This window comes from Archangium sp., from assembly GCF_045802675.1.
Classification (GTDB): Bacteria; Myxococcota; Myxococcia; order Myxococcales; family Myxococcaceae; genus Archangium.
Genome location: NZ_JBJMQO010000063.1, coordinates 108,243 through 125,913, shown reverse-complemented (window position 1 = coordinate 125,913; position 17,671 = coordinate 108,243). Strand labels below are relative to the sequence as shown.

Annotated in this window: 17 protein-coding genes and 2 tRNA genes; 8 read left to right on the top strand and 11 right to left on the bottom strand. The window is 69.2% G+C overall.

Going from position 1 to position 17,671, the window contains the following annotated elements; translation table 11 throughout:
- The 3 genes from ACJ8AN_RS18430 to ACJ8AN_RS18420 all read left to right on the top strand — a co-directional run.
- A partial coding sequence (locus ACJ8AN_RS18430) for a sigma-70 family RNA polymerase sigma factor (RefSeq protein ID WP_407756688.1) occupies nucleotides 1–512 on the top strand: 512 nt, incomplete at its 5' end.
- Between the two features lie 74 nt (nucleotides 513–586).
- Complete coding sequence (locus tag ACJ8AN_RS18425; protein WP_407756687.1) at nucleotides 587–925, top strand: MGMT family protein; 339 nt, start codon at nucleotides 587–589, stop codon at nucleotides 923–925.
- Nucleotides 926–1,017: 92 nt separating this feature from the next.
- Nucleotides 1,018–1,090 (top strand) — tRNA-Ile (locus tag ACJ8AN_RS18420).
- A gap of 159 nt (nucleotides 1,091–1,249) precedes the next feature.
- Here ACJ8AN_RS18420 and ACJ8AN_RS18415 read toward each other — a convergent pair.
- The 5 genes from ACJ8AN_RS18415 to ACJ8AN_RS18395 form a co-directional block, all read right to left on the bottom strand.
- Nucleotides 1,250–3,466, bottom strand: coding sequence for an SAM-dependent methyltransferase (locus ACJ8AN_RS18415; protein ID WP_407756686.1), 2,217 nt, complete (start codon nucleotides 3,464–3,466; stop codon nucleotides 1,250–1,252).
- On the bottom strand, nucleotides 3,459–4,256 hold the full coding sequence (locus tag ACJ8AN_RS18410; RefSeq protein WP_407756685.1) for a hypothetical protein: 798 nt from the start codon (nucleotides 4,254–4,256) through the stop codon (nucleotides 3,459–3,461). The genes ACJ8AN_RS18415 and ACJ8AN_RS18410 overlap by 8 nt, the downstream gene beginning before the upstream one ends.
- A gap of 303 nt (nucleotides 4,257–4,559) precedes the next feature.
- Nucleotides 4,560–5,576: a hypothetical protein gene (locus ACJ8AN_RS18405; RefSeq protein WP_407756684.1), complete on the bottom strand. Its 1,017-nt coding sequence runs from the start codon at nucleotides 5,574–5,576 to the stop codon at nucleotides 4,560–4,562.
- 144 nt (nucleotides 5,577–5,720) lie between these two features.
- A complete protein-coding gene (locus ACJ8AN_RS18400; RefSeq protein WP_407756683.1) occupies nucleotides 5,721–6,086 on the bottom strand; it encodes a cupin domain-containing protein in 366 nt (121 codons plus the stop codon).
- 147 nt (nucleotides 6,087–6,233) lie between these two features.
- Entirely contained in the window at nucleotides 6,234–6,437 is a 204-nt protein-coding gene (locus ACJ8AN_RS18395; protein ID WP_407756682.1) for a cold-shock protein, read from the bottom strand.
- A 236-nt stretch (nucleotides 6,438–6,673) separates the two neighbouring features.
- Here ACJ8AN_RS18395 and ACJ8AN_RS18390 point away from each other — a divergent pair, with 236 nt between their 5' ends.
- From ACJ8AN_RS18390 to ACJ8AN_RS18375, 4 genes are all read left to right on the top strand, one after another.
- Entirely contained in the window at nucleotides 6,674–7,168 is a 495-nt protein-coding gene (locus tag ACJ8AN_RS18390; protein WP_407756681.1) for a periplasmic heavy metal sensor, read from the top strand.
- A 36-nt stretch (nucleotides 7,169–7,204) separates the two neighbouring features.
- The gene (locus ACJ8AN_RS18385; protein ID WP_407756680.1) at nucleotides 7,205–7,483 is read left to right on the top strand and encodes a hypothetical protein; all 279 of its coding nucleotides are present in this window, start codon (nucleotides 7,205–7,207) and stop codon (nucleotides 7,481–7,483) included.
- Nucleotides 7,484–7,498: 15 nt separating this feature from the next.
- On the top strand, nucleotides 7,499–8,179 hold the full coding sequence (locus ACJ8AN_RS18380) for a response regulator transcription factor (RefSeq protein WP_407756679.1): 681 nt from the start codon (nucleotides 7,499–7,501) through the stop codon (nucleotides 8,177–8,179).
- 98 nt (nucleotides 8,180–8,277) lie between these two features.
- Nucleotides 8,278–9,591 (top strand): ATP-binding protein, encoded by a 1,314-nt coding sequence (locus ACJ8AN_RS18375; protein WP_407756678.1) that lies wholly within the window; start codon nucleotides 8,278–8,280, stop codon nucleotides 9,589–9,591.
- Here ACJ8AN_RS18375 and ACJ8AN_RS18370 read toward each other — a convergent pair.
- The 6 genes from ACJ8AN_RS18370 to ACJ8AN_RS18345 all read right to left on the bottom strand — a co-directional run bounded on the left by ACJ8AN_RS18370 (nucleotide 9,554) and on the right by ACJ8AN_RS18345 (nucleotide 17,374).
- Nucleotides 9,554–11,074, bottom strand: a complete 1,521-nt coding sequence (locus ACJ8AN_RS18370; protein WP_407756677.1) for a lipase maturation factor family protein — start codon at nucleotides 11,072–11,074, stop codon at nucleotides 9,554–9,556. The genes ACJ8AN_RS18375 and ACJ8AN_RS18370 overlap by 38 nt on opposite strands.
- A gap of 74 nt (nucleotides 11,075–11,148) precedes the next feature.
- The gene (locus ACJ8AN_RS18365) at nucleotides 11,149–11,991 is read right to left on the bottom strand and encodes a carboxypeptidase regulatory-like domain-containing protein (RefSeq protein ID WP_407756676.1); all 843 of its coding nucleotides are present in this window, start codon (nucleotides 11,989–11,991) and stop codon (nucleotides 11,149–11,151) included.
- A 121-nt stretch (nucleotides 11,992–12,112) separates the two neighbouring features.
- A complete protein-coding gene (locus ACJ8AN_RS18360; protein WP_407756675.1) occupies nucleotides 12,113–13,000 on the bottom strand; it encodes an ABC transporter permease in 888 nt (295 codons plus the stop codon).
- Nucleotides 12,997–14,010, bottom strand: coding sequence for an ABC transporter ATP-binding protein (locus ACJ8AN_RS18355; RefSeq protein ID WP_407756674.1), 1,014 nt, complete (start codon nucleotides 14,008–14,010; stop codon nucleotides 12,997–12,999). The genes ACJ8AN_RS18360 and ACJ8AN_RS18355 overlap by 4 nt, the downstream gene beginning before the upstream one ends.
- A 7-nt stretch (nucleotides 14,011–14,017) precedes the next feature.
- Nucleotides 14,018–14,905, bottom strand: coding sequence for a heme o synthase (gene cyoE / locus ACJ8AN_RS18350; RefSeq protein ID WP_407756673.1), 888 nt, complete (start codon nucleotides 14,903–14,905; stop codon nucleotides 14,018–14,020).
- Between the two features lie 111 nt (nucleotides 14,906–15,016).
- Nucleotides 15,017–17,374, bottom strand: coding sequence for a tetratricopeptide repeat protein (locus tag ACJ8AN_RS18345; protein WP_407756672.1), 2,358 nt, complete (start codon nucleotides 17,372–17,374; stop codon nucleotides 15,017–15,019).
- A 180-nt stretch (nucleotides 17,375–17,554) separates the two neighbouring features.
- Here ACJ8AN_RS18345 and ACJ8AN_RS18340 point away from each other — a divergent pair.
- A tRNA-Ala gene (locus ACJ8AN_RS18340) sits at nucleotides 17,555–17,630 on the top strand.
- Nucleotides 17,631–17,671 lie beyond the last annotated feature (41 nt).

The window sequence follows — 17,671 nt, the reverse complement described above, 5'->3', positions numbered from 1 at the left end:
CGGACCAGGCCCGCACCATCCGCATCCCGGTGCACATGATCGAGACGATCTTAAAGATCATCCGCACCAGCCGCTACCTCGTGCAGGAGATCGGCCGCGAGCCGACCCCCGAGGAGATCGCGGAGAAGATGGAGCTGCCGCTCGACAAGGTGCGCAAGGTGCTGAAGATCGCCAAGGAGCCCATCTCCCTGGAGACGCCGATCGGCGAGGAAGAGGACAGCCACCTGGGCGACTTCATCGAGGACAAGAGCTTGGTGTCGCCCTCGGACGCGGTCATCAACATGAACCTGGCCGAGCAGACGCGCAAGGTGCTGGCCACGCTCACGCCGCGCGAGGAGAAGGTGCTGCGCATGCGCTTCGGCATCGGCGAGAAGAGCGACCACACGCTGGAAGAGGTGGGCCAGGACTTCGAGGTGACGCGCGAGCGCATCCGTCAGATCGAGGCCAAGGCGCTGCGCAAGCTGCGCCACCCGAGCCGCTCCAAGCGTCTGCGCTCCTTCGTGGAGAGCTGAGCCCAGCCTGACGTAAGAAGAAGCCCCCGTTCCCACAGTGGACCGGGGGCTTTTTCCGTTCGAGGGGTGCGCTCATGGCGGTGAAGAGGAAGACAGCGCGGAAGGCGGCGACGAAGCCCGCGCCAAAGCCCGGCGAGCCCCTGCCCTTCCCCGAGGCCGTGCGCCGGGCGGTACGGGCCATTCCCCGGGGCGAGGTGCGCTCGTACGCGCAGGTGGCCCTCTACGCGGGGAGGCCGGGGGCGGCGCGGGGCGTGGGGCGGGAGCTGAAGACGTTGGAGAACGTGCCCTGGTGGCGCGTCATCCGCGCGGACGGACTGCTCGCGCCCTCGGTGGCGGTGGAGCAGGCCCGGCGGCTGAAGGCCGAGGGGGTACGGCTGGACGGCGAGGGCACGCACTGGCGCGTGAAGCGCTGAGCACCCCGACAGAGCGCCCTCTTGCGCCCGCGCGGGGTGCGCGATAGTTCACCCTTCGGACGGTGTCTCGGCACCGCCCGGCTGTCCCTTGGGGGCCCTTAGCTCAGCGGTTAGAGCTGTCGGCTCATAACCGATTGGTCCCTGGTTCGAATCCAGGAGGGCCCACTCCCCTTCCGCTGTCCCGCACCTCGGCAATCTCCGCCGAGGAGCGGGGGCGGGAAGCCTCCTTCTCCGAACTCCGCACCACCGGCGCACCATACGGGCCGCCCACGGCCAGCAGGAGCACCTCGGCACCGGCTCCTCGGCTGGCTGGAAGCTGAGCTGCTACTCCTTAGGCGTGGCTCGCTTGGTGCGCCTCGGCTTCGTGGCCGCTGCGCTCTTCTGCTCCAGCATCGCTTGGTCGCGATGCAGAGCATCCACGGTCGGCTTGAGAAGAGGCATCACGGCCTCGAACTCGCGCGGCACACTTTCGGGAGCGCGGCCTGCGAACAGTTCGACGAGGACCCGGCTGAGCAGAAGGACCTTGGCGTCACCGCGTGAGAGTCGGCGCCCGTGCTCAAGAAAGCGCCCGACCTGCTTCTCCGCGGTGACAAGCGCCGCTCCAATGGCGGCCGCACTGCGACGCATCGGCCGCTGGTCTGCCTCCGCCTTCCGACACACCATGATGATGTCGATGTCGATGGGCTCCGCCGCTTGAGTCTTGGGCGCCGCGACCGACATCTCCGCCTTCACCGGATGTGCCTGGACCAGCGAGAAGCCGGCATCCGCAATGGCCTGCGCCACCGCGACCCAGCCGTCATCGCGCGAGTGGTGGTAGCTGAAAACGAGCAGGCCGTCCTTCACCAGTACCCGGCGGCACTCGGCGAACACGCTCGACAGCTTAGACGCGAAGGCTCCCGCGTCCTCGTCTTGGACCTCACCGCGCTGGCGAGTCGTCTCCAATTCCAAGCCGGAGGGCAGCAACTCGCGCTGCCAGGCGAAGAAGAAGTCGGCCAGCTCAGAGTAGTAGACGTTGTCGAAGAAGGGCGGGTCGGTCACCACGAGGTCAACCGACTCATCGGCAAGGCCGGTTGCGGCGGAGTTGCCGCATGAGAGGTACACCCCCGGAGACCGGGGCTGCTTGGTCCAGCCATGCACCTGGACCTGGGTAAGCGGCACAGAAGTGCCGAACACCTTCTCGCCCTTCGGCTTGCCGCCCGCGCGGTCAACAGCGACCTCGAACGGATTCTCCCGGTACTCCAACGCACGCAGGAGTCGAAGGCGGAAGAGCGTCGAGAAGGAGCCAGAGCTTTGCGGAGTTCCCCACGGGTTCGCTTCGATGGGCATCCGCTCCGGCTTGAGCACATGATGCGAGAACATGTGCCGAACCGCGCCGGTCCCCTCGCCTTTGTACGAGGCAAACATGTTGTTGAACTCCAACGTGCCGGAGAACACGAGCGCGAGCGCATCGCGCTCAGGCCCTTCGGGCAGCTCTCGAATCGCGTGGCCAAGCCTTCCGAGGGCAAGAAGTTGGCGCGCGTTGAAGAAGTCGCCCCAGGACCGGTAGCCGTAGTTGATGGCTTGGTCGGTGTTCCGGCCCGGTTCAAGCTGCCCGACGGGCCGCACTACCTCCGCCGTCGCGAGTCGCTGCTCAGCCTCTCGGAACGCAGCAACGTCCGCCTCTGTAGCGCGCAGGTATTCCTTCTTGCCATCCGCGTTCAGAACGAGTTTCGCGTAGAGCTTGTGCTGCGGTGGCGCGCCAGCGGCCCGCAGGGTCCGCCCAATGCGGAACTCGTGGTTGCAGTGGGTGCACTCGGCACTCATCCCCTTCGCTGGCCCGGAATGCGGATCAAAGGCGTGCTTGCACGCCGTGCACCGCGCTTGCTTCTCATGGTGCAACCCACGGAAGATCTCACCGCACTCGGGGCACACGATGTGAACGGCCGGATACTTCTTCACGTAGGCGTGCTTCGCGAACACATAGGAGGAGAAGAGGTCCACCTCCTCCTTGCACTCTGGGCAGTCCGCGATTTTCACCCAGAAAAAGTAGAGCACGTCACACTCGCGGCCCGTGTTGTCCTTCGCGCGGTACATCGCGCGAATTTCGGCCCCCACCGTGCGCTCAACCTGCTCGAAGGCACGCTCGACCCCTGCCTGGTCAATGGCGCCGAGGCTTACGCGGACTCCAGTGAAGGCGACGGGGTTGATGTCACGCCCAACTGCCGCGCACCCGAGCTTCGCAGCCTCCCCCACGGTAGTGCCACTGCCCATGAACGGGTCGAAGACCACGAGCCCGTCCAGGTCCACGCGCTGGTAAAACTCCCGCATAAGCGGGCCGCGCTGGCCTGGAGCAGCGCCGAGCACGATGGCTCGGAACACTGACCCGAGACGCTGCGCCCACCACTTGTGCACATGGTAAATGGGGCGGAAGACCTCTTTCCGCCAACTCTCGACCTCCGCAACCTCGCTGAGTTGCTCGAAGGGGAAGTCTTCGCGCTCGATGGCGCGCCGCAGGCGGGCCTCTGTCGTCGTACGTGCGCTGCTCGTCGCCTGCCTACTCATCGTCGCTGCCATCCTCTGCGGGTAGAACTGGGGACACGAGTTTGACCCGCTTGCGACTGTCGCCGGTCGGCCGATACGCAATGAACTCATGGGCCTTTCCGGCAGACGGGTTCGGCGCGTACTTCGCTTGAATTTGATTCGTCTCAAGGTCGAATTCGTAGCCGACCACCAGTTGGTCCACCTCAACTCGCGTGAACTGGCCTACCTGCTGGAACCGACGGTCAGCGTCATAGTCCGCAGGAACGATGAGCGTCGGCAGAGACGTAACGCCCTCCAGCAGGGCAAACGGCGTGGGTGCTATGTACATCTTCCTGTCACGCACCTTGAGGTCCCCGTAGCTGCCAAAGCCCCGAAAGTTCCGGTTCTTGTGGACATACGTATGGTTGGCGTTCAAGAAGTCACCGTGACACAGCACCAAGTCAATGAGCGGATATTCGAGTTCCGCCTTCGCGACATCGGTTGGGTAGCGGCCAAACACGTAGAAGATGGTTCGGCCCTTGTGCTTGCCGGTGGGGACCTGGCTGTTTGAATCAAAGTCCGCCTCGCGCCCAGGGTAGGCGAGCGCCTTGAGTTCGTAACCCTCGGGGTGGGTCACGAGGGTGTAATCCGGGTAGCTGTTGCGACCCGCGTCGTCAAACTCGATGCTGATCGCGGCGAGGCGCTGCTCGAACCAGTTCTGGAAGTGGAACTCCTTGTCCTTGTCGCTGACCTTCTTGATGAGGTCGCCGTTCTGGATGGCAGCATTGCAGGCAAGGAAGATGTCGAAGCAGCGGGTCGTAGGGTTCTGCATCGGTTACCTGGACAAGTGGATGCCCGTGGAATGGACCCACCAGGGACCGCCGGGGTCTACCACAGCACGCTGATCCGCGGGGTTCCGGCTGTCGCGCACATTTCCGGGCCTTGTGCCCTTCTGAGAGGCGAAGCGGCAAGCGAGCAACCTTCCCCGGGCACCGGTTGTAGGGGCCCAGAGGAGTCCGTCGGCAACGTTGTAGGGCCTGCCCACTTAGTCCCGGTGCGATGGTGTGAGCCGATATAGCCACGCGTCGCACCGCCTTCGACAGAGCCTCGTCGAGTGCCGCCTACGCTGGGGGCTCTACGCTGCTCGGAGCAAGGGACAGAGACTCGGCGCACACACCTCGCAGGGGACCGAGGCACCCCGGCAGTCGAGCCCATGCGCCTCACGGTTGCTCTTCGAGCAAAAGTGATAGAGGGCCTGCTGCACGAGCCGTGGCGAGCACGTGGGAACGTCGCCGCGGAACTCGCGGAGGTCAACCTGCGCTGCCTGCTCTCTGAGCCATGCTGTCCGGGCCTCATAGGACCGTACAGCGCCTGAAGGGCGCAGCACATCCACGGCCCGTGCGACGTTCGTGTCCACCACGAGCAGTCCGTTTCCATCCACGTCAGGCGCCCACGGGGTCAGCCCAGGGGCTAGGGCGGGTGTCGAGAGCGCGCTCACGAACATCGTCGCAAGCTTCCTTCCCACACGGTGCACCTGGGCGAAGTGCTCGACGAGGTGCTCAGCGCGGAGCCGCGGGTCTGGCTCACCTTGCTGAACGACAGCGAGCACCCTCGTGAGCGCCCCGCCCTTCCACGCGCGAAGCCAGGCCGACGTTGGCAGCTTCCCCATGTCCCCCATGCGTCGGAATAGGCCGGTGGCCGCCTTTACGTGGCACCCAGCGCCCGGGCGGCTTCGGCAGTCCACACCCGTCCTGCCCTTATGAACATCGCACCGGCTCTCGAACATCTCAGCCGATGCGAGGTGCTCGCACTCGTGACGCTCCAGGCGCAACTCGAGAATGGTCGCGGACACGAGCGACTCGGCCGCTTCGACGGTCATCGCGCGCTGCTGGCGCATGATGACCACATCCCGCAGCGCCTGGAACATTGAGAGCGCCACGAAGAGACGGAAGAGAGCAGGGGGCTCACCTCGCGCCAGCGCGCCCGGCTCGACGGCGAAGGCGCCGACTCGTAAGGGGTCGCAGTAGAATGGCAGTGTGCCCGGACCTTCGGTCTTGCCATACACGTTGGCGAAGTACCACGCTGCGACGCGCCGGAGCGCGTCCGCTGGCGCAGTGCGTTCGGAGATGGGGGGGGCACCGGTGCCGGGCATCGCGCGGTTCCATGCCACAGCAGGAGAGGAGCCGCCAGAAGCTGCTCGCTCGCGGAGGCTCCGTACTCCTTCTGACCGGACTTGAACCTGCCCTATTTCGTGGATCTCCCGCGCTGCAAGCCCACTCCCCTTCCCCCTCGCGCTTCAGGCCTTGGCCTGCGTGTCGCGGCTCTTCTCATCGCGGCCGTGCACGGACGCTGGCGGGCTGGTGGCCTCCACCGCGGTGAAGGCCTCGAGAATCTTGTACGTGTGGCTGGCGCCCCTCGGCACGAGCCACGAGTCCCCGGGGTTGAGCAGCAGCACCTGTCCCTCGAGGTGCAGCTCGGCGCGGCCTTTGATCACATAGCCCACCGTCTCGTAGTCGCGCGTGGCGGGAGGCAACGGCTCGGCGGGCTGCTCGTTCTCCCACATGCGCATGGAGACCCGGATGCCTCCGGCCAGGTACTTCTGGCCCATCTCCCCCTTGGGGGAGAACTGGGAGTCGACCTTCTTCACGCTCGTGTCGCCCATCTCGTCTCCTCCGCGGCCACGGGTGCCGCGCTGTCCTTTGCCGGACAAGGTAAGGAGCGATGGCCGGGACGGACCCCGCAATGGAAACGCCCGCTCCCCCCTCGAAGGGAAGAGCGGGCGTGAGAGACACGGCCCGAGGGCCGTGGCTCAGGCGGCTCGCACGTTCTGGGCCTGCAACCCCTTCGGGCCGCGCGTCACCTCGTATTGCACCTTCTGGCCTTCGGCCAGAGAGCGGAAGCCATCCATGTTGATGGCGGTGTGGTGGCAGAAGACATCTTCACCACCGTCGTCCGGCGCGATGAAACCGAAGCCCTTCGCGTCGTTGAACCACTTCACGGTACCAGTAGCCATGCACTTCCCTGCTTTCTGCGTTCTGCGTCTACGGACTGATCAACAGACACCCTGACCTCCAGGGCGCCATGGGGAGAAAACGGACCTCGCCTCCCCCCCATTCCTCGATTCCTCTGGGTGCTTCACACTTCTTCATAAGTACTGGGCGCGCGCTTCACACCCCCCCCGTACCTTCTGAACCAACCGATGGATGCCGGGATGACGATTGCCCGGCCGCTCACGGAAGGAGCAGAACAATGTTTGGATTCCTGTTTGGTACCGCCTGCCTGGCTGGTCTCATCTTCAACCTGCGCCGCGCCCGCTGGCACCACCGCCACGGCGGCCGCCACGGCGGCGGCCGCTGGAGCTGGCGCGGCCGGATGCGCTGGCTCTTCGAGCGCCTGGACACCTCGCCCGGCCAGGAGAAGGTCATGGTCCAGGCCGCCGATGACCTCACCGAGGCCTTCGAGAAGATGCGCGACGAGCTGAGCGCCACCCGCGCGGCGATCGCCCGCTCGCTGCGCGGCGAGACGTTCGACTCGGCCTCCCTGAGCGAGCTGGAGGTGAAGCACGACGAGCTCCTCGCCAACCTGCGCCGCACGCTGCGCACCTCGCTGTCCAAGATTCACGAGGCGCTGGATGCCAAGCAGCGGCGCGAGCTGGCGGACATGCTCGAGCACGGCTGGGGCCATGGCTACCGCGGCGGCTACGGGGGCGGCTGCGGCGGTTGGCGCGGCGCCCGGTCCTGCTGAGCAGCCCTCCCCTTCGGACGAGAAAAGGACACGACCATGATTCGCCGCCGCGCTCTCATCTTCCTGTTGGCCCTGGGCACCGTCACCGGTTACGCCTCTGGCTTCGCGAGCCTCTCCCGCTGGCACCACTCCGGCCCCGGCGGGTCCTGCCACCCCGGGCATGCCTACGGGTACGGGTACGGCTACAACCCCGGCCCTCCCGCTCCCGCCTGGGCCCCGCCCCCGGCTCCGCAGGCGCCTCGCCCCGCCGAGGCTCCCGCCATGCCCCAGGCCCCGCAGGCTCCGGCCCAGGCGCCCACCCCCGAGCCGCGTTAGAGTCGACGCCCTCCCATGGCCACCCGCGTCCTCCTCATCGACGATGACACCCGGATGTACGAGCTGCTCGCGCAGTACCTCGGGCAGAACGGCATCAACGTCACCCACGCCCCCGATGGAGGACGCGGCCTGGCCGCGCTGGAGGCCGGCGCCTACGACGCCGTGCTGCTGGACGTGATGATGCCGGGCATGGACGGCCTGGAGGTGTGCCGGCGCATCCGCGCCAAGAGCACCCTCCCCGTCCTCATGCTCACCGCGCGCGGCGATGAGACGGACCGCGTGGTGGGCCTGGAGCTCGGCGCGGATGACTACCTGGCCAAGCCCTTCAGCCCTCGCGAGCTGCTCGCGCGCCTGAGGGCCGTGCTGCGCCGCGCCCAGCCCGCCTCCGTGGCCGAGAAGCTCGAGGCCAGCGGCGTCTCCATCGACGTGTCCGCCCGCGAGGTGCGCTCGGGCGGCAAGCTGGTGGAGCTCACCGGGCTCGAGTTCGATCTCCTGGTGGCGCTGGTGCGGCGCGCCGGACGCGTCATTCCCCGGGATGCGCTGCTCGGCGAGGCCGGCCGGAGCGACACCGTGGTGGGCGAGCGCACCGTCGACGTGCACATCTCCCACCTGCGCCAGAAGCTGGGCGACGAGGGCTCGCGCCTCATCAGGACGGTGCGCGGGGTGGGCTACCTCTTCTCCAAAGAGGGCCCATGAGACGCCGCCGCTGGGGACCCCCTCCGCATCCCGGCCACCCCGGCCCCGGAGGACGGCACTTCGGGGACAGGCACTTCGGCCCCCTCCCGCGAGGGCCCATGGGCCGGCTGGGGTGCTACGTCCGGGCCCGCCTGCGCCGGCGGCTCTTCGCCTGGTTCGGCGTGTCCATCCTCACCACGGGCCTGGTGGTGGGCCTGGTGATGAACCTGCTGGGAGGCCCGGCCTGGCGCCAGGAGGCGGATCGCGCTCGCACCTTCGTGAGCAACCGGCTCGCCGAGGTGTGGGACGACCCGGTGCACCGCGATGCGCTCGTGCGCTCGGTGGCGAAGGACCTGGACGTCGAGGTGGAGCTGCTGGACGCCCAGGGGACGCCGCTGGTGCGCACGGGCGGGCCCTGCCCTCCGTACGCGGAGCTGTCCGTGCCGGTGGAGCGCGAGGGCGTGAGGCTCGGCACGGCGCGGGCCTGCTATGGGCAAACCCGGACCCGGCGGCAGCCCTGGCACGGACCCCTGGTGCTGCTGCTGTCCGTGGCCACGCTGTGGATGGCGTCGGGGTGGATCTCCCGGCGGCTGTCGCGCCCCATGGACACGCTGGCGAGGGCCGCGCAGGAGCTCGGCGAGGGCCGGCTGGACACGCGCGTGCAGCTGGGCCGCCACGCCACCGGGGAGATGACCCTGCTGGCCGGGTCCTTCAATGAAATGGCCGCGCGCATCGAGCGGCAGATGGCGGATCAGCGCGAGCTGCTGGCCGCGGTGTCGCACGAGCTGCGCACGCCGCTGGCGCGCCTGCGCGTCCTCGTGGAGCTGATGCGCGACGCCGGAGGCCCGGAGCGCACCGCGGACCAGATGGAGCGCGAGGTGGTGGAGCTGGACGCGCTGGTGGGCGAGCTGCTGGCGAGCTCGCGGCTGGACTTCGGGCAGATGACGCCGCGGGAGCTGGACGGGAAGGACCTCGGGGCGCGGGCGCTGGAGCGTACGGGGCTGCCGGCGGAGGCGCTCTCGGTGGAGGTGCCCGACGCGAAGCTGACGGGAGACGCCACGCTGCTGGGACGGGCGCTGGCCAACCTGCTGGACAACGCGCGCAAGCACGGCCAGGGAGTGGAGGCGCTGCGGCTCCTCGAGCGCGAGGGGCAGCTGGCCTTCTGCGTGGACGACCGGGGCCCGGGGCTGCTGCCGGGCGAGGAGACGCGCATCTTCGAGCCCTTCTACCGCAAGGACCGGGGCGGCGAGGCGCGCGAGGCGGGCTCGTTGGGGCTGGGGCTCGCGCTGGTGCAGCGGATTGCGAGGGCCCACGGCGGAGAGACGTTCGCGGAGAACCGCGCGGGAGGAGGCGCCCGGGTGGGCTTCACCCTGCGGCGCGAGGGCCCCGCCTCGGTCACGGCACCGCCCGCAGCTGCCCGTTCTCCAGCGTGAGGGGCGGGCAGTACGGCCCCACCTCCTTGCGCGTCCACCAGTCGCCGGTAGCGCGCCGCGTGTCCCAGTCCGTGAAGCGGTAGTCGAAGAGGCGCGTGCGCACGAAGCGCGGCGGCGCGTCCGGGAAGGGGTTCTCCCTCAAGAGCCCGAGCACGGTGGCGTCCCCCTGCAACAGCGCCTCCTGGAGGCGGAGCAGCCACGGGTTGTCCCGGCAGGTGGAGAGCGAGGCGAACCACATCTGCCAGTCCAGCCGGGGCTGATGCGGGGCCACGAAGCGAGGGGCCTCGTCCACGCGGCCCGGGCGGTAGCGCAGGAGGTACTCCTTCCACGTCTGGCCGTCGGCGCTGCCCTCGAGGACGATCTCCTGGCGCTCGGTGGTCATCACCGCGAACAGGCCGTACGTGTTGAGGCTCCGGAAGCCGGCGAGGGCGTCCTCCATGCGCTCGAGCCCCCCGGGCAGCGGGCGTGCGGTGAGGCGCTGGACATCCAACGAGAGCCCGAGGACGGCATAGGCCCCGGTGAAGAGCACGAGGGCCACCGTCCCCCACCGAAGACGCGGGGACGCCAGCGCCGGGGCAGCGGGCGGCGAACCCCCGGAGCGCCAACGCGCGAGCACTCCGTCATCGAGCGCGGAGAGGCAGAGCGCGAGCGTGAGGAAATTGAAGAAACCGTAGTTGCCGGTGGCGAGGATGCCGAGCTGCAACAGGGCGAGCAGGCCCGCCGCGGTGAGCCGTCCCCGCCTGGGCCCGAAGAGCAGGAAGGGAACCGCGAGCTCGATGACGAGCATCACCCCGGCGCTGGCGTGCTGGAGCACGGGCGGCAGCAGGTGGGCGAACCAGGAGATGGGGTTGGGCAGGGGCTGAGACCCGTAGTGGTACTCGAGCGCCGTGAAGTCGCGCCACGTGGGGTCACCACTGGCGAGCTTCACCACGCCGGACATGACCATCAACCGGAACAGCAGGAGGCGCGGCAGGAGGATGGCGCCCCGGGGAGGCGCGGAGGAGACACCGGAAGGCAGCAGATGCCCCGGGGTGAGCGGGAGCGAGACGAGCGCGGCCTCGAGCAACAGCACATCCCACTGGTAGCCGAGGAAGACACCGCCCACGGTGACGAGCGAGAGGTAGCAGGCCCAGGCGCCAACGAGGGCCAGGCGCGGAGCCACGTTCGCGACGAGCAGCACGCCACACACGAGCCCCACGAGCCCAACCCCCCGCAGGACCCCCTCCCCCGCCCCGAACCCCCACAGGAGCGTGGGCAGACGCAGAAGGCGCTCGGGGCCGGGGAGCACCTGGCGCCCGTAGTCGAGCAGCTCGGAGGCGGGACTCAGCCCCCGGGGCCCGAGCAGCGCGGAGAGCTGGGGCAGCAACGAGGCGAAGGCGAGGACGAACACGAGCCCGAGGGCGCGCAGAAACACCCCACGCACCCGGGAAACAGAGCGCCGCGCATCGCTGGAGGGAACGAGCTCCACTCGGGTTCCGATCACCCTCTCCCACCGGGAGTGGGCGGGGTGAGGGTATCAGGGCCCCGGATTCCCACCGGAGCCCCGCTCGCGCCGAGCTACTTCACGCCACCCGAGGCGGTGCCCTTGGCACCCGCGGCGGAGAACTCGAAGGAGGCGGAAGCGGTCTCCCCCTCCTTGACGGTCACCTCGGCGGTGCGAGACCCCAGCGTCTCGTGCCAGGCCTCGAGCGTGTACGTGCCGGCGGGCAGGTGCTCGATGGAGAAGGAGCCATCCGCGGCGGAGGTGGCGAAGTAGGGATTGGGATTCACCACCACCCAGGCGGCCATCCACGGGTGGATGTCGCACTTGAGGCGGACCACCTCGGCGTCTGCGGGCAGGGGGCGCTGCACGGGTTTGACGGCATTGGGGGGCTGGGCCACGTTGAAGATGGACTTCGTGCCGGTGAGCCCGCGCGCGTTGTGCAGCGTGCCGTCGCTGTTCTTGATGAGGATGGGCTGGCCGGCGGCGACACCCTGCACGCGCGGGACGTAGTTGCACCCCTGCTGGTCGATGACGGCGGGCTGGGCCGGACGCGAGCGGGGCACCAGGCCGCGCACGCGCACGAGCACGTTCTCCAGCTTGCCGTCCTTTACCCGGATGGACTGCTCGGTGAGGGGCATGCTCTGGCAGGCGGGATCCTCACTCGGCGCGATGGCGACCGGGGTGGGCGCCACGCCCTTGAAGGAGACGACACCGCGGACGGTGCCTCCGCCGGTGACGGGCTCGGGGGCGGGCGCCGCCGGGGCGGCTTCGGGCTTCGCCTCGGGCCTGGCCCCGGGCTTGACGTAGTCGGGAGACCGGGACACGGCGGGGGCCGGTGCCTCGTCCTTCTTGCAGGCCGGCAGGGCGGCGAGCCCCACCGTGCCGAGCACCGCGACGCTCAGCGTACGCAGCTTCATGTGAACACTCCCTCGTGCCACCCGCGTGTACCAGGCTGGGAGCGGGTGGCCGGATGAAACAGGTCCTCCCCTCGTACCAGAGGAGAGGACCCGGAAGTCAATGTAAGAACTGTCTTTCGGGTTATTCCCGGCGGCTGACGCTGATGGCGGCGAGCCCCAGGAAGACGGTGGCGAAGGCGAGCAGCACGGGCACTTCCAGGCCGGCGGCCGAGGAGGTGGTGCCCACGGCGAGCGAGGCCTCGGCGCCATAGAGGGCGCGGCGGAGGCCCTCGACGGAGAAGCGCATGGGGTTGAGGCGCATCACCCACGCCAGCAGGGGCCCGGCGCCCTTGAGGGGGAACATCGCACCGGAGAGCACCCACATGGGCAGCAGGACGATGCTCATCACCGCGTGGTAGCCGGCGGTGGAGCGCACCCACCACGCGAGCGCTATCCCCATGCCGGTGAGGCCGAGGGCGGAGAGCACCATGACGGTGAGCAGCAGGGGCACGTCGAGGGTGGCGGCCCGCACGCCGGCGAGCGGGGCGAAGAGCAGGAAGAGCGAGGCCTGCAGCAGGGCAATCGCCGAGGAGCCCAGCGCCTTGCCCAGCACCACCGAGAGGCGCGAGCCCGGCCCGGCGAGCACCGACTGGAGGAAGCCCTCGCGCCGATCCTCGATGACGGAGATGGTGGCGAAGATGGCGCTGAAGAGCACCACCATGGTGACGACGCCGGGGAAGGAGAAGCGCTGGTAGTCCATGCCCTGCGCGCCCTCGACGCGGAAGGAGCCGGAGAAGCCCGCGCCGATGACGAACCAGAAGAGGATGGGCTGGGCGAGCGCCCCGACAATCCGGCTGGGCTGGCGGAAGAAGCGCACCACGTCGCGCGCGAGCAGCACGCGCACGGTGGCCCACTGCAGCGCGAGCGAGCCGGGGATCTGCTCCTCCTCGCGCGCGTCCCCCGGAGCCAGGGGGCTGGGGCTCTCGGGCTCGCCGGAGGTCTCGGGGACGGCGGTGGCGTGGGCATTCATCGACGGCGACTCCTGGAGGCGGCGGGGTCGGCGGCGGGCTGGTCCGCGCCCAGCACCCGGCCGGTGAGTTGAAGGAACACGTCCGCGAGCGTGGGACGGCGCACGGACACCGAGGCGAGGCGGCCGGCCGGGAAGGCCTCCACCACCCGGGGCACCAGCGCGTGCCCCTGCTCCACCTCCACCTGCACCCGGCCCTCCACCACCCGAGCCTCCAGGCCCAGGCGCGCGCGCAGCTCGGCCACGAGGGACTCGGGCTCGCGGGCCTCGAGCGTGAGGATGTCCCCACCCACCCGGGAAGCCAGCGCCGCGGGCGTGTCGGTGGCCACCAGCCGGCCCGAGTCCAACACCGCGAGCCGGTCGCACATCTCCGCCTCGTCGGCGCGGTGGGTGGTGAGCAGCACGGTGAGGCCCTCGGTGTCGCGCAGGGCCTTGAGGTGCGCCCAGAAGGAGCGGAAGGAGGCCTCGTCGAGCCCCTGGGTGGGCTCGTCCATCAGGACGATGCGCGGCTGGTGCACCAGGGCGCGCGCCAGCTCCAGCCGACGGCGCATGCCGCCGGACCAGGTGGAGACGCGCTCGTCACCGCGCTCGTGCAGGCCGATGAGCCGGAGCATCTGCTCCACGCGCTCGTGGGCCCGCGCGCCCGTCAGCCCGTACAGCCGGGCCCCGAGCCGCAGGTTCTCCCGTGCGCTCATCAGGTCATCCAGGCTGCTGCGCTGGAAGATGATGCCCAGGCGCCGGCGCAGCGCGGGGTCGTGGAGCGACAGGGGCCGGCCCTCGAAGAGGACGCGCCCGGAGTCCGGGGCGAGCAGGCCGGCGAGCAACTGGAAGGTGGTGGACTTGCCCGCCCCGTTGGGGCCGAGCAGACCGACGATTTCACCACTGCCCACCGCGAGGCTCAGGCCGTCGAGTGCCACCCGCTCCTTGAAGCGGCGGGTGAGACCCTCGAGCTGGAGCAGCGGCGCCGGAGAGCGGCGGGCCGCGGTGGGGAGGGCCGTCAGGGCCGTGGGCATCCTCGAATCAACCGTGTCCCCCGCTGTCGAGCATCAGCGCGGCGAAGAGGCCGGCCAGGTACAGCAGGCTGAACAGGAACGTCTGCCGCGCCCAGGTCCTTCCCAGCTGCCGGAAGAGCCCCAAGGCCCCCAGGCCGAGGAACGAGAGGCCCAGCACCACCGCCACCGCCAGGTACCAGCCCCCGGCGATGCGCAGCTGGAAGGGCAGCAGCGTCATGGGCACCAGCGCCACGAGGTACAGGACGAGCTGGAGCCGGCTGGAGTCATCCCCGCGCTCGAGCGGCACGGACTTGAGGCCGGCCGCCGCGTACTCGTCCTTGCGGAACAGGGCGATGGCGATGAAGTGCGGAATCTGCCAGAGGAAGAGGATGGCGAAGAGGACGTAGCCGCCCGCGTCGATCTGCCCGGTGACGGCCGTCCAGCCCATGAGCGGGGGCAGCGCGCCGGGCACCGCACCCACCAGCATGGCGGTGGAGGTACGGGCCTTGAGCGGGGTGTACGCGAGCACGTAGCTGAGCAGCGCCATCAGGCCCAGCCCCGCGGTGAGCAGGTTGGCGCCCAGGGCGAGCGCCGGCAGCGCCACGGCGGCCAGGCCCAGCCCGAAGACGAGCGCCACCACCGGCTCCATGCGCCCGGAGGGCAGCGGGCGGTTGCGGGTGCGCGCCATGAAACGGTCGCTGTGGCGCTCCCAGTAGCAGTTGAGCGCGTTGGCGGCGCCCACCGTGGCCGAGGTGGCCAGCAACGTCACCAGGATGCGGGCCACGGTCAGCTCGCCCGGAGCCAACCACATGCCGCCCGCGGTGGTGGCGATCACCAGGCCGGACAGCCTCGGCTTGGTGAGGGACAGGAGATCCGAAGCGAAGCTCGACTGATGACTCACGGCACGCGCGCTCACGGGCCTCCCCTTACACAGGGGGCGGGAACACTTCAAGCAAACGGGCGCGGGATTCGTGTCATCCCCGCGCCCGTCGACATCAGCACCGCTTGTTGGAAGCGGCAGCCCGGCTCACATCCCCTGGGCCTGGGTGGCGAACTCGCCCTTGGGCTCCAGCTTGAGGTACTCCTGCGCCAGCGCCTTGACCTTGGGGGCGTTCTTCTTGTCCTTATTGAGGAACGCCGCGTAGTGGTAGTAGGCCGGCCCGAAGCCCTCATCGGCGTTGAGCGCCTTCTGGTACGTCTCGTCGGCCTTGGCGGTGTCGCCCTTGCCCTCGTAGACGCGCGCCAGCTCCAGCAGCGCGAGGGCGGCCCGGTCCGGCTGACCGATGAACTCGGTGGCGGCCTTCTCCAGGGACTCCTGCGCCTTCGCCCAGTCCGAGCGCTCGCGGTAGAGGGTGCCCATGGCCAGACGGGCCTCGGGGTTCTTCGCGTTGGGGTCCTTCACCGATTGCGCGTAGGCCTTGATGGCGTCGTCCGGCTTGTTCTGCTTGCGGTAGGCGTTGCCCAGCATGGTGAGCAGCTTGGGGCTGTCGCCCATGGTCTTCAGCGCGGTGACGAGCGCCTCGGAGGCCTCCTTCTCGCCGCCCGTCTTGTTCATGAGGGCCTTGGCCAGCTCCACGTAGAACTGGGCGCGCGTGCCGTCGATCTTGATGGCCTTGCGGATCTCCTCGGCGGCCTGGTCATACGCACCCTCCGCGAGCAGCCGGCGGCCCTTGATGAGCGACAGCTCGGGGCTCAGCTTGTCCAGCGTGAAGCCCGTCTCCTCGGCCTTGACCAGCTCCTGGCGCGCCTTCTCCTTGTCGGCGGGCACGCCGGTGGCGGCGACGTACTTCTCCTGCTCCTCGGGCTTGAGCTTCTCCATCGCCGCGGACACGCGGGAGATGAGCAGCGAGCGCGCGAGGTACGCCGCCGCGAGCTGGCGGGGCGACGGAGGCGGCTGAGCCTCCAGCAGCTTCTTGATCATCGTCGAGGCCAGCTCGTAGTTGGGCGTGTCCTGCTCAAGCATCAGCAGGGACTTGCCGAGCAGGGACTCGGGGTGGTCCTTCTCGTAGCGCAGCGCGAAGTCGTAGTTCTTCCAGGCGATGGAGTCCTGGCCGAGCCGGCGGTACACGGCGCCGAGCGCGGCGTAGATGCGCGGGTCATCCGGAGACAGGCCCTGGGCCTTCTCCAGGTTGTCCTTGGCGCGATCCATGTCCCCCGCGTTCTGCTGGATGAGGCCGAGCGTCAGGTAGAGCAGCGAGCTGCGCTTGTTCTGCTCGTCGAAGCGCTTCACGGTCTGCTCGAGCGAGGTGAGCGCCTCCTTGCCCTTGCCGCCGTACGTCTTGATGAGGGCCTCGGCGGCGAAGACGTGGGAGATCTCCTCCTTGTTCTTCGCGGCGCTCTTCTGGGCGGCGGCCAGGTGCTCCTCGGCCTTGCGGCGCGCGTCGTCGCCACCGCCGTGCTCACCCCAGCGGATGGCGTAGGCGTACGCCAGGTAGCCGTGGGCGGGGGTGGAGTCGGGGTCGACCTCGAGCGCCTTGTCGGCGGCCTCGCACGCCTTCTTGTAGGAGTCGAAGGAGTCGTGCTTGAGCTGGTCGGTCGCGGCGTCGAGCTGCTTCTTCACCTCGCGGGTGCGCGTGGCGGCCATGCGGCCCTGGACGAAGAAGCCGACCAGGATGAGGGGGACGAGGACCACCAGACCCAGCGTGATGAACTTGCTGTTGTCGGAGCCGCCCTTCTTGCGCGACTTGCGAGGCGCGTCGTCGTCGTCGACGTCGTCGTCCTCGACCACCACCGGGGCGCGGCGGGGCGCGGGACGAGCGGTCTGCTCGGCGCGGGCCTTGGGACGCGGCGACTCGTCGTCCGCGGCCACCTGGGGCTTGCGGGCGGCAGGAGCGGGCGCGGGGGCCGAGAGGTCGGACGGAGCGGAGACCTGGACGGCGGGCGCGGCGGCCACGGGGGCCGGAGCGGCCACGGGCGCCGGGGCGGGCGCGGCCACCGGAGCGGGCGCGGCGGCCACGGGGGCCTGCACCTTGTACTGCTGCATCGCCGCGAGCGTCTCGGCGTCGGCGGGGTCCGCCTCGTAGGCCTTGAGGAGGTTGGCCTTGCCGGTCTCGGTCTCACCGGTCTTCAGCTGCAGCGCACCGGCCATCCGCAGGGAGGCCTTGTCGTTGGGCTGAGCCTGGAGGGCACCGAGCACCTCTTCCAGGGCCTTCTTGTCCTTGCCCTGCTCCGAATAAACACGGGCAAGCAGGAGGCGAGGCTCCGCGCGATCAGGGTGGGCCTTCACCCCTTTCTTGCAGACAACCATCGCTTCCATGAAGCGGCTCGCGGCCAGATAGGCCTCGGCCAGGGGCTTGTAAGCGTCCGAGGAAGGGTCGGAAGCGAACGCGTGCTCCAGCTTCGCAAGCTCGGCCGGGCTCAACGTCTTCGATGAGGGATTAGACATTCCGAATGGAGGCGCCTGATGGGAGGGGGTTCTTATGACACCCCGAGTTGCCGCCCGTCAATCGCGCAAGCGGTACGGAAGATTCCCGGCTTGACACGTGGAATAGGGTCTTGTATCTGCCCGTTCGTCTTTCGGCGGCGGGAAAAAAGCCCCGCCGGTCGTCAGGCAGATAGTGGTTGCGGGGGTGTAGCTCAGTTGGGAGAGCGTCGCGTTCGCAATGCGAAGGTCGTCGGTTCGATCCCGTCCACCTCCACCATGCAACAGGGAAGGGCCTCACTGGAAACAGTGAGGCCCTTT